Below are 12666 nucleotides of genomic sequence, written 5' to 3'. Positions count from 1 at the left end.
GCGGAGACGCGGAGAACGCGGAGAACACCGACGTAACTTGGTCGTTCTCCGCGTTCTCCGCGTCTCCGCGTGAGCGATTTCCTTAATCGTTTAAGCATGCGACGTCACCTCAGGCTCCTCGCGATCGCACTCACGCTCGCGTCCCCTGCCCGGGCGCAGGTCGATTCGGCCCGCGAGGCGCGGCTCGCGTGGTTCAAGGACGCGAAGTACGGGCTGTTCATCCACTGGGGGCTCTACGCCATCCCCGCCGGCCAGTGGAAGGGGAAGACGATCCCCGGCATCGGCGAGTGGATCATGAACCGGGCGCGGATCCCGGTGCGCGAGTACGAGCAGCTCGCGCGGCAGTTCAACCCCACGCGGTTCGACGCCGACGCGTGGGCACGGATGGCCCGCGACGCCGGGATGAAGTACGTCGTCATCACCTCCAAGCACCACGACGGCTTCGCGCTGTTCCGGTCCGACGTGAGCCGCTACGACGTCGTCGACGCCACGCCGTTCAAGCGCGACGTGCTGGCCGAGCTGGCGAAGGCGTGCGCGAAGTACGGGCTGCGGCTCGGCTTCTACTACTCGCAGGCGCAGGACTGGCACGAGCCGAACGGCGCCGGCAACACGTGGGACTTCGGCCCCGACTCGCTGAAGGACTACGATGCCTACCTGCGCGGCAAGGCGGAGCCGCAGGTGCGCGAGCTGCTCACGCGCTACGGGCCGGTCGCGCTCATCTGGTTCGACACGCCGCGCATGATGACGCCGGAGCGCGCGAAGCGCTTCACCGACATCGTCCGCACGCTGCAGCCGAACACGCTCATCGACGGCCGCCTCGGCGCCGCGGGCGACTACGTGAGCACGGGCGACAACGCGATCCCGTCCGCGGTGCGCGGGGAGTACTGGGAGGTGCCGGCGACGCTGAACCACACGTGGGGCTACCGCACCGACGACGCGGACTGGAAGTCCCCGGGCGACGTGATCTTCAAGCTCGTCGACGTCGTGAGCAAGGGCGGCAACTACCTGCTCAACGTCGGCCCGATGCCTAACGGCGAGATGCCGCGGGCCGCGGTGGACATCCTCACCACGGCCGGCGCGTGGCTCAAGAAGAACGGCGAGGCGGTGTACGGCGCGGGCCCCACGCCGTTCGGCGACGAGCTCGGCGAGCCCGCGACGAAGGCGAAGGACGCGCGCGGACAGCCGGCGTTCCTCGCGCGCACCGACTACCGCGTCACGACGAAGCCCGGGAAGCTCTTCTTCACGTTCTTCAGGGATCCCGGCGGCACGTTCGAGCTGCCGGCGATGCCGAACGCGGTGCAGCGCGCGTACCGCCTGAGCGACGGCGCGCCGATGGAGGTGCGCACAACGGCGGCCGGCGCGCGCCAGATCGTGCTGCCCCGCTTCCCCGCCGACCGTCCGGGGTTTCTCGCGATCGACGACCTCATGGGCACCGTGATCGTCGTCGAGATCGACGGGGGCACGGTCAAACGTTAGGCACGCTCCGGCGCCGGTCCTTCTTCAGTCCTCCTTCAGTCCCACCCGAAACTCGTACGTGGAGTCATGAACGGCCCGCCCATGTCCACCTGCCACGAAACCTGAGATGCACGACCGTCGACTCCCAGCGATCGCCGCCTTACTCGTCGGCGCCTGCGCGCACCACCCCGCGCCGTTGCCCACGCCGGACGTCGGGCTGAACGGCAATTGGGTCGTGCGCCAGCCGATGGGCGACGGGACGTCGCGCAACAGCTACTTCGCGCTCACGCAGCGCGGCGACTCGATCGGCGGCACGATCCGCACGACGCAGTTCTTCTACCGCACGGTGATCGGCGCGGGCACCGCGGACTCGTTCCAGATCACCGGCGTGATGCGCGACGGCGCGAGCGAGCGGCGCGCGACGTACACCGGGAAGCTGGTCGGCGACACGCTGCATCTCTTCACGCGGCGCAACGCGCAGTCGCCGATGACGGAGTCGAAGGCGGTGCGCGCGCCGGCCGGCGAGGGCGCGATGCCGGCACGCATCGAGCCGCCGGCGCGCCACGCGGTGCGCGACAACGGCCTCGCACGCACGCCGCCGATGGGCTGGAACTCGTGGAACAAGTTTGCCGGCCGAGTGGACGACGCGGCGGTGCGCGCGATGGCGGACGCGATGGCGTCGAACGGCATGCGCGACGCGGGCTACGTGTACGTCAACATCGACGACACGTGGGAGGGCGAGCGCGACGCGCAGGGGAACATCACGACGAACCGCAAGTTCCCCGACATGAAGGCGCTCGCCGACTACGTGCACGCGAAGGGCCTCAAGCTCGGCATCTACTCGTCGCCGGGGCCGAACACCTGCGCGGGCTACGAGGGGAGCTACGGCCACGAGGCGCAGGACGCGCGCACGTACGCGGCGTGGGGGATCGACTACCTGAAGTACGACTGGTGCGGCGCGCGGAACATCTACACCGACGCGGAGATGCCCGCGGTCTACCAGAAGATGGGCGACGCGCTGCTCGCGACGGGGCGGCCGATCGTCTACAGCCTCTGTCAGTACGGCCGCGAGGACGTGTGGACGTGGGGCGCGGACGTCGGCGGGAACCTCTGGCGCACGACGGGCGACATCCGCGACACGTGGGACTCGATGACGCGCATCGGCTTCGCGCAGGACTCGCTCGCCCGCTTCGCGAAGCCCGGGCACTGGAACGACCCCGACATGCTGGAGATCGGCAACGGCGGCATGAGCGCCGACGAGTATCGCACGCACATGAGCCTGTGGTCGATCCTCGCCGCGCCGCTGCTCGCCGGCAACGACCTGCGCGCGATGACGCCGGAGATCCGCGACATCCTGCTGAACCGCGAGGTGATCGCGATCGACCAGGACGCCGGCGGCAAGCAGGGCGCGCGCGCGTGGCAGGACGGCGACCGCGAGATCTGGACGCGCGAGCTGGCCGACGGGTCGCGCGCCGTGGCGCTGTTCAACCGCGGCGACGCGCCGGCGTCGATCACCGCGCGCTGGGCGTCGCTGGGGGTCCGCGCGCGGCAGGCGCGCGACCTGTGGGCGCATCAGGACGTGTCGCCCGGGTCCGAGCACACCGCGACGGTACCTGCGCACGGCGTGGTGCTGCTGCGCGTGACCCGTTAGGCGCGCCATCTCACGACTACACCACCGCGAGAGCCCCTCGTCTTCGGTAACGGATCGAACGATCCGCCGATCCGTCGATCCGTTACAAGACGAGAGGGGTCGTCTCCGCCGAGGCGTCCGGAGACGGCGCGCCGGAACCCGAGATCTCGCCACATGCGCCTCCCCTGGATCGTCGCCTCGATCGTCGTTCTCCCGCTCGCGTCGGCCGGCGCCCAACGCGCGCCGACCCTCGAGACGCGTGGCGCGATGCCGGACGAGTGGGTGGACCGCGCGACGGGGCATCGCGTCGTGCGGCTCACGCACCGGGAGGCGAGCAGCGAGAGCTTCTACTTCCACAACGACCCGTTCGTGCCGCGGCGGAGCGACGGCGGCGGACGCATGGTCTTCGCCGGCACGACCGGGCACGGGCGCCAGCTCTTCACGGTGGACCTCGCGACGCGCGCGATCGCGCAGCTCACCGACGAGCCGGGGGGCGCGCGCGGCGAGATCGTCGCGCCGCGGCACCGCGAGGCGGTGTGGCAGCGTGGCGACTCGGTGTTCGCGACGCACCTCGACACGCGCCGCACGCGGCTGCTCGCCGCCCTGCCCCCGACGCTGCACGCGAGCGTCACCACCCTCAACGCCGACGAGACGCTGCTCGGCGGCGTCATCGCCGGTCCCGAGGTGCGCGAGATCCTCGCGCAGTATCCGGCGAAGCGCGACTTCTTCGACCGCATCTTCGCCGCGCACCCACGGCACACGCTGTTCGTCGTCAACCTGAAGACCGGCGCGCTCCGGCGGATCCACGAGGAGCGGACCTGGATCGGGCACGTGCAGTTCTCGCCGACGGATCCGGATCTGCTGATGTTCTGCCACGAGGGACCGTGGCACCTCGTCGACCGCATCTGGACGATCGACGTGCGCCGCGGCGACGTGAAGCAGATCCACCACCGCTCCATGGAGCGGGAGATCGCCGGCCACGAGTTCTTCAGCCCCGACGGCCGCACGATCTGGTACGACCTGCAGATCCCGCGCGGCGTGACGTTCTACCTCGCGGGCGCCGACGTCGCGACGGGCCGCACGACGCGCTACGCGCTCACGCGCGACGAGTGGTCGATCCACTTCAACCAGTCGCCGGTGGCTCCGCTCCTGTTCGCGGGCGACGGCGGCGACTCGTCGCAGGTGGCCCGCGCGAAGGACGGCCGGTGGCTCTACCTGTTCCGTCCCGACGGCGACCGGCTCGTGTCGGAGAAGCTCGTCGACATGCGCGCGCACGACTACCGCCTCGAGCCGAACGTGCACTTCTCCCCCGACGGGAAGTGGGTGGTGTTCCGCGCGAACTTCGAGGGGCGGAGCGACTCGTACGCCGTGGAGGTGGCGCGCGCGCAGCTCCCGCCCGACCCGACCGCGAGCGTGCGCGCGCCGCTCGTCGCGCAGCCCGCGCGGCGCGACGCGCTGCCGACGGTCTTCTACATCGGCGACTCCACCGTGCGGAACGGCAACGGCACCGGCGGGAACGGCCAGTGGGGATGGGGCGATCTGACGGCGTCGTACTTCGACACGACGCGCGTCCACGTCGTGAACCGCGCGCTCGGCGGACGGAGCAGCCGCACGTTCATCTCGCAGGGCTACTGGGACGCGGTGCTCGCGCAGCTCCGCACGGGCGACGTCGTCGTCATGCAGTTCGGCCACAACGACGCGAGCCCCGTGAACGACACGACGCGCGCCCGCGGCACGCTGCACGGCATCGGCGACGACTCGGTCGAGATAGAGAACGGCGTCACGCACCGGCACGAGACGGTGCACAGCTACGGCTGGTACCTGCGGAAGCTCATCGCCGACGCGCGCGCGAAGGGCGCCACGCCGATCGTCGCGTCGTCGGTACCGCAGGACGCGTGGGACGACGGCAGGGTGCGCCGCGGCCTCGGCGGCTTCGCCGGGTGGGCCGGCGACGTCGCGCGGGCCGAGGGCGTTCCGTTCATCGACCTCAACGAGCTGATCGCGCGCGAGTACGACGCCATGGGCGAGGAGCGGGTGCACGCGCTCTTCCCCGCCGACCACACGCACACGAACCGCGACGGCGCGGCGATCAGCGCGCGCATCGCCATCGACGCGCTGCGGCGGCTGCCGAACAGTCCCGTGGCGCCGTACCTCCGTTAGGCATGATCCGCAATGCGTTCCGCACCTGCGCGAGGTGTTTCATCTCGACCGAGGCGCGAGGTGAGAACACGATGGGGATCCACGAGCGATTCGAACGGATCTCACGATAGGCGACAGGCTACAGTCTCGAGGCTATCCCGAGATCCGTTCACTCGCATTTGGATCCCCATGAAGTCCTCGCCTGCGACCTACGGACGTTCGATCGCGACGTCTCTTCTGGCGTTCGCGCTGCTCGCCCCGCCGCTCGCCGCGCAGGCACCGGCCCGCACGTTCGACGTGCGCGCGTTCGGCGCGACGGGCGACGGACACACGATCGATTCCGACGCGATCAACCGCGCGATCGACTCGGCGGCGGCGGCGGGCGGCGGCACCGTGCACTTCCCCGCCGGCACGTACGCGAGCCACTCGGTGCGCCTCAGGAGCCACGTGGCGCTGCACCTCGAGCGCGGCGCCACGCTCCTCGCCGCCGACACCGCGAACGGCCGCGGGTTCGACCCCGCGGAGCCCGGCGCGGGGAACGCGTATCAGGACTTCGGGCACAGCCACTGGCACAACTCGCTCCTCTGGGGCGAGGACGTCGAGGACGTGTCGATCGTCGGGCCGGGGCGCATCGACGGCGCCGCGCTGCGCCGCGAGCTGTCGCGCGACGTGCCGGGGCTCGCGAACAAGGCGATCGCCCTCAAGCGCGCGCGCAACGTGCTGCTGCGCGACCTCACGATCTATCGCGGTGGCCACTTCGGCATCCTCGCCACCGGCGTCGACAACCTGACGATCGACGACCTCACGATCGACACGAACCGCGACGGCATCGACGTCGACGCGTGCCGCAACGTGCGGATCTCGAACACGAGCGTGAACGCGCCGAACGACGACGCGATCGTGCTCAAGAGCTCCTACGCGCTCGGCGCGCCGCGCGCCACGGAGGACGTGGCGATCACGAACAGCGTCGTGAGCGGCTTCGACGTCGGCTCGGTGCTCGACGGCACGTACCGCCGCACCACGGAGCGCGCGCCGGACCGCGACGGTCCCACGGGGCGCATCAAGCTCGGCACCGAGTCGAACGGCGCGTTCCGCAACATCACGATCGCGAACGTCGTCTTCGAGCGGTCGCGCGGCCTCGCGCTGGAGACGGTGGACGGCGCGACGATCGAGGACGTGGCGATCACGAACGTCACGATGCGCGAGGTGACCACCGCGCCGATCTTCCTGCGCATCGGTGCGCGGCTGCGCGGCCCGGCGGGGACGCAGATCGGCGCGATTCGGCGCGTGACGATCAGCAACGTCGTCGCCTCGGGCGCCGACCCCCGCTACGCGTCGATCATCGCGGGCCTGCCCGGGCATCCGGTGGAGGACGTGACGCTGCGCGACGTGCGGCTCGTCTACCGCGGCGGCCTGTCGCTCGAGCACGCGGCGAAGCAACCGTCGGAGCTCGTGAACACGTTCTTCCGTCCGCCCGACGGCAGCGGCCCGCGCGAGCCGTTCACGGTACCGGAGCGCGCCGCGATGTACCCGGAGCCGAGCATGTTCGGCGTGCTGCCGGCGTACGGGTTCTACGTGCGCCACGCGAGGGGCGTGCGGCTCGATGGCGTGCAGGTGAGCTGGGAGCAGCCCGACACGCGTCCCGCGTTCGTGCTCGACGACGTGCGCGGCGTGGATCTGCGCGGCGTGCGGGCGCGGCGCGCGTCCGGCGCATCGCTGCTCGAGCTGCGCGGCGTCGAGGACGTGCGCGTGCGCGACTCCGCGCCGCTCGCCGACGTGACGCTCGCGCGGGTCGCGCGGAAGAGCTACTGATCTTCTCACGCGGAGCCGCGGAGCATGCCCGTGCCGAGCGTGTCGAAACGACGAGCGCCCACCACCCGTACGGACCGGCATCCTCGCGACAGGAGCGCCGCATGGTCCGCCCCCGGATCGAGAACGTCGCCCGCGACATCGTGCACGCGTCGCGCACGCTGCGCCGCAACCGGACGGTCACCGCGGTGGCCGTCGCGATCCTCGCCCTCGGCATCGGCGCGAACACGACGATCTTCCGCTTCGTGAGCGCGCTGCTGCTCCAGCCGGCACCGGTGGAGGCGCCGGAGCGGCTGCTGCAGCTGTGGAACGTGAACCGCGGCGCGCGCTCGCCGATGGAGCGCTTCGTCCCGCTGAGCTATCCGGCATACGCGTACTACCGCGACCACGCGCACGGCTTCACGGGGCTGCTCGCGTTCGATGGGGACCCGGCGACGCTGAGCTGGATGCGCGGCGGACGGGGCGAGATGGTGCAGGCGCAGTTCGTGTCGGGCAACTTCTTCTCGGTGCTCGGCGTGCGCGCGACGCTCGGCACCACGGCGCTCCCAGCGGACGAGGGGCGCGGCGACGCGACACCGACGGTCGTCGTGAGCCATCGCTTCTGGCGCGAGCAGCTCGGCGGCGAGCCCACCGCGGTGGGGAGCGCGATCATGCTGAACGGCGTCGCGTTCACGGTCGCGGGCGTGGCGCCGCCAGGATTCACCGGACTGCTCGCCGGCCTCGCGCCCGACGTCTGGGCGCCGCTCGCGACGACCGACGCCGTTAGGCACGAGCACGGCCGCCTCGCCAGCCGCTCCACGTTCTGGCTGATGGCGGTGGGCCGGCTCGCGCCGCGCGTGACGGCACCGCGCGCCGCGGCCGAGGTCCGCGTGCTCGCGCGCCGGGTCGCGGCCGAGGACCGACTGGCGCCGGTGCCGGGCGCGCCGCCGGACGTCGAGCGGGGCACGTTCGACGCCGCGGTGTACCCGGCGACGCTGGTGCCCGGCCCGTTCCGCGTCTACGTCGGCGCGTTCGTGGGACTGCTGCAGGCGGTGGTGGTGATGCTGCTGCTCATCGCGGGCGCGAACGCCGCGAACCTGTTTCTCGCGCAGGCCACGACGCGCCGCCCCGAGATGGCGCTCCGCTCGTCGCTCGGCGCGACGCGCGCGCGGCTCGTGCAGCTCGTGCTCGTGGAGACGACGCTGCTCGGCGCGCTCGCCGGGATCGCGGGGCTCCTCGTGGCGCGGCAGACGGCGCCGCTGCTGCTGCGGCTCGTCCCGCCGACGCTGCCGCTGCGGCTGGGGCTCGCGATGGACTGGCGCGTGGTCGCGTTCGCGTCGGGGACGGCGCTGCTCACCGGACTGCTGTTCGGCCTCGGGCCGGCGCTGCGCGCGACGAGCGACCTCGCGGGGATCCTGCGGCTCGATGCGGCGGGCGGTCGACGCGGCGCGCGGCTGCGCAACGCGCTCGTCGTCACGCAGATCGCGATGTCGCTCGTGCTGCTCGTGGGCGGTGCGCTGTGCTGGCAGAGCCTGCGGCGCGCGCAGTCGGCGGACCCGGGATTCGACGTGCGCAACCGCGTCGCCGCAGAGCTCGACCTCGGGAGCCTGGGCTACACGGAGAGCGCGGGACGCGCGCTCCAGCGCCGCCTGATGGAGCGCGTCGCCGCGCTGCCCGGCGTGCGGCGCGCGAGCGCGACACAGTATCTGCCGCTCGCCACGACGCGCATGGCCGCCGGCGTGCGCGCCGACGGCACGGAGCGACAGGTCCAGACGTTCGACGTCGGCCCGGGCTACTTCGCGACGATGGGGACGCCGCTGCTGCGCGGCCGCGAGTTCGGCGCGAGCGACGACGAGCGTTCCGCGCCCGTGGTCGTGGTGAACGAGGCGCTGGCGCGCGCGCTGTGGTCCGACGGCGACGCGGTCGGCCGCGCGCTCACGGTCGACGTGGGCGCGGGACCGGCGAGCTACCAGGTGATCGGCGTGGTGACGACGGGCAAGTACCGCAGCCTCGGCGAGCGTCCGACGCCGGCCCTGTTCCGCGCCGAGCGGCAGACGTATCGCGCGCGGCTGACGATCGTGGCCGAGGTGGCCGGCGTCACGCCGACGGCGGCGCTCGGCGCGATCCGGCGCGAGGTCGCGCACCTCGACCCGAGCCTCGTGCTGCGCACGGGCACGCTCGAGGAGCATCTCGGGTTCGCGCTGTTCCCGTCGCGCGCCTCCGGGATCGCGCTCGGCGCGGCGGGCGCGCTCGGCCTCGTGCTCGCGCTCGCGGGGCTCGCCGCGGTGGTCGCGCAGTCGGTCGCCCAGCGGACGCGCGAGATCGGCATCCGGATGGCGTTAGGCGCCGACCGGCGGGACATCCTCGGCCACGTGGTGCGCGACGGCGCGCGCCTGCTCGGCGCGGGCGTGGCCGTCGGCGTGGTCGCCGCGCTCGGCGCCACGCGCTTCCTGTCCGGGCTCCTTTTCGGCATCGGCGCCACCGACCCCCGCACGTTCGTCGGCGTCGTCGCGGGGCTCGTCGTCACGTCGTTGGGCGCGTGCCTGCTCGTCGCGCGGCGGGCCACGCGGATCGATCCGATCAGCGCGATGCGAGGCGACTGATCGGGTGCGCCCGGCACGGTCCCACGTACGTGTTTCTGGGGGACTGAAGAAGGACTGAAGGGGGACTGAAGAAGGACCAACAACATTGTTGGTGTTCTCCTTCTTCAGTCCCTCTTCAGTCCTTCTTCAGTCCAACCAACACTCGTACGTGGAGCCACGCCGCCCACGACGCCGCCTAACGTCGAGCGGCGTCGTACGCGAAGGTGTAGTCGCCCGCTCCCACGTCGACGCGCACGGCGGCGCCGTCCTGAGTCGCCAACGTGACGCCGGCGGCACGCGCGACGGGCGACGCGCCCTCGCTGACCGACGCGAGCGTCGCGCCAGGCAGCCACACGGTGGCGCTCGTGTTGGGCGGCACGCGCACGGTGACCGTCATGCGGCCGCCGTCGAGCTTCCAGCCGGAGGCGACGTCGCCGTACTGCGTCTTCAGCGCGGCGCGGGCCCAGGTGAAGTTGCCGCCGGGACGCGGGCGCACGATGACGTGCTTGTAGCCCGGATGCTCGGGGTCGATGTTCAGCCCCGCGACCACACGGTACATCCAGTCGCCGATCGCGCCGTACGCGTAGTGGTTGAACGAGTTCATGCCCTTGTCCTGGAACGTGCCGTCCGGCTTGAGGCCGTCCCACCGCTCCCAGATCGTCGTGGCACCCTGCTTCACCGGGTAGAGCCACGACGGGTAGCTCTCGTTCAGCAGCAGCGCGTAGGCGACGTCGAGATAGCCGTTCTCGCTCAGCGCGCGCGTGAGCGCCGGCGTGCCGAGGAAGCCCGTCGTGAGGTGGCGCATGCGCCGCACGTCCTCGGCGAGACGCCGCGCGGCGTCGTCGCGCACGCTGTCGGGAAGCAGCCCGAAGTCGAGCGCGAGCGCGTACGCGGTCTGCGTGTTGGAGCTGAGCCGTCCGCGCGACGTCACGTACTCGCGGTCGAACGCCGCCCTGATGCGCTCGAACAGCGCCCGGTAGCGCGCCGCGTCGTCGCGCTTGCCGAGCACCGCGGCGGAGCGCGCGAGCAGGTCGGTGGAGTGCGCGAAGTACGCCGTCGCGAGGAGATCCTTGTCGGTCGTCGCGCCCGGATAGTCCGCCGACGTGCTCGCGAACGCGAGCCAGTCGCCGAAGTGGAAGCCGCTCTTCCAGAGCAGGCTGTCGCCGGCCTGCGCGCGCATGTACTCCACCCACCGCTGCATGCTCGGATACTGCCGCGCGAGCAGCCGCGTGTCGCCGTACGCCTGGTACATCGTCCACGGCACGACGACGGCGACGTCGGCCCACCCCGTCGCGCCGCCGCCCGTCGGCTGTCCCTTGCTCAACACGTCCGGGACGACGAACGGGACCGATCCGTTAGGCTTCTGGTCGAGCGCGACGTCGCCGAGCCACTTCGTGAAGAAGCCGGCGACGTCCATGTTGAAGGCGGCCGTCGGCGCGAACACCTGCGCGTCGCCCGTCCATCCCATGCGCTCGTCGCGCTGTGGGCAGTCCGTGGGGACGTCGAGGAAGTTCCCCTTCTGCCCCCACTGGATGTTGTGCTGGAGCTGGTTCACGAGCGCGTTCGACGACTCGAACGTGCCGGTCGGCGCCATGTCGGAGTGCACCACGATGCCGGTGATCGCGTCGAGCGGCGGGTCGCCGCCCGGGTAGCCGCTCACCGCGACGTAGCGGAACCCCTGGAAGGTGAAGTGCGGCTCGAAGACTTCCTCCCCTTCCCCCTTCAGCGTGTAGTGGTTCGTCGCCTCGGCGCCGCGCAGGTTCTCGGTGTAGAAGTTCCCCGCCTTGTCGAGCACCTCGGCATGTCGCAGCGTGATCGTCGTGCCGCTCGGTCCGCGCGCCCTGAGCCGGACCCAGCCCACCATGTTCTGGCCGAGGTCGAGCACGGTGTCGCCGCCGGGCGTGTGGATCACCTTCAGCGGCCGCAGCTCCTGGATGCGCCGCACCGGCGGGCCCGCGGGGGCGACCAGCGCCACGTTAGGCGCCGCCGTCACGCGCACGCCGCGCCAGCCGCCGTCGGCGAACCCCGCAGCGCTCCACCCGCGCTTCTCGAGCCGCGCGTCGTACCGCTCCCCGTCGTAGATGTCCGACACGAGGATCGGCCCGGTCGACGACTTCCACGCCGAGTCGGTGCCTAACGTGACCGTGCGGCCGTCCGCGTAGCGCACGACGAGCTGCGCGAGCAGCGCGAGCCGCGTGCCGTAGTTGTTGCGCTTCCCGGTGAAGCCGAAGTGCCCGCGGTACCAGCCGTCGCCGAGCGTCGCACCGATCGCGTTCGCGCCGGGGCGCAGCAGGTCGGTGACGTCGTAGGTGAAGTACTGCAGGCGGTGGTCGTAGCTCGTCCATCCGGGCGCGAACAGCCGGTCGCCGACGCGTCGGCCGTTCAGCTCCACCTCGTGCAGCCCGAGGCTCGTGACGTAGAGGCGCGCGGAGGCGACCGGGCCGGCGAGCGTGAAGTCGCGCCGCAGCATCGGGCTCGGGTTCGACTTCGTCGTGTCCTCGGGGACGTCGGGGGAGATCCAGCGCGCGGTCCAGTCGCCCGGCGCGAGGAGGCCCATCTCCCACCACGCCGGGGCACTCCACGCGGACGGGCGCCCCTTGCCGTCCCACACGCGCACCTGCCACAGGTAGCGCTGTCCGCTGCGCAGCGCCGGACCGGCGTACGGCCGCTGCACGGAGCTGTCGGAGGCGACGCGTCCGGTGGTCCACAGCGGCCGACTGGCGAGCGACGCGGCGTCGGTCGCGACGCGGATCTCGTACGCGCCCTGCACGGCGCCCCGCTCGCTCGACGCGAGCCTCCACGACAGGCGCGGCGCGAGGACGTCGATGCCGAGCGGGTTGGTCTGGTACTCGGTGCGCAGGTCGGTGACCTGCATGGCCGGCTGCGCATGCAGGGGCGCGCCGCGCGCCGCCGCGAGCAGGACGACGGCCGCCACGAGGCACCGCCGGACGGAGGTGGAGAGGCGCATGGGCGTCGGTCCCTCTGGCGTGACTGAACGAATGTGCAGATTATGCAATCCGTTCGGAAACGAGTCTCGGCCGAAGATCGTGCGCGCGGGTGCGCTGTCAAGTG

General features: G+C 71.9%; 6 protein-coding genes. 5 read left to right on the top strand and 1 reads right to left on the bottom strand.

Annotation, left to right across the window (positions count from 1 at the left end; translation table 11 throughout):
- The first annotated feature begins 96 nt into the window (after window positions 1-96).
- The 5 genes from J421_RS28340 to J421_RS28320 all read left to right on the top strand — a co-directional run bounded on the left by J421_RS28340 (window position 97) and on the right by J421_RS28320 (window position 9615).
- Complete coding sequence (locus J421_RS28340) at window positions 97-1476, top strand: alpha-L-fucosidase (RefSeq protein WP_025414494.1); 1380 nt, start codon at window positions 97-99, stop codon at window positions 1474-1476.
- 511 nt (window positions 1477-1987) lie between these two features.
- On the top strand, window positions 1988-3106 hold the full coding sequence (locus J421_RS28335) for a glycoside hydrolase family 27 protein (RefSeq protein ID WP_425485860.1): 1119 nt from the start codon (window positions 1988-1990) through the stop codon (window positions 3104-3106).
- Window positions 3107-3259: 153 nt separating this feature from the next.
- Complete coding sequence (locus J421_RS34205; protein ID WP_025414492.1) at window positions 3260-5245, top strand: oligogalacturonate lyase family protein; 1986 nt, start codon at window positions 3260-3262, stop codon at window positions 5243-5245.
- A 168-nt stretch (window positions 5246-5413) separates the two neighbouring features.
- A complete protein-coding gene (locus J421_RS28325; protein WP_025414491.1) occupies window positions 5414-7036 on the top strand; it encodes a rhamnogalacturonidase in 1623 nt (540 codons plus the stop codon).
- Window positions 7037-7137: 101 nt separating this feature from the next.
- Window positions 7138-9615, top strand: a complete 2478-nt coding sequence (locus tag J421_RS28320) for an ABC transporter permease (RefSeq protein WP_025414490.1) — start codon at window positions 7138-7140, stop codon at window positions 9613-9615.
- Between the two features lie 175 nt (window positions 9616-9790).
- Here the strand turns inward: J421_RS28320 and J421_RS28315 are convergent, their stop codons facing one another.
- Window positions 9791-12562, bottom strand: coding sequence for a glycoside hydrolase family 78 protein (locus tag J421_RS28315; RefSeq protein ID WP_025414489.1), 2772 nt, complete (start codon window positions 12560-12562; stop codon window positions 9791-9793).
- Between the last annotated feature and the right edge of the window lie 104 nt (window positions 12563-12666).

It is taken from the genome of Gemmatirosa kalamazoonensis, assembly GCF_000522985.1.
Classification (GTDB): Bacteria; Gemmatimonadota; Gemmatimonadetes; order Gemmatimonadales; family Gemmatimonadaceae; genus Gemmatirosa; species Gemmatirosa kalamazoonensis.
This window is presented reverse-complemented; position numbering and strand designations above follow the sequence as displayed.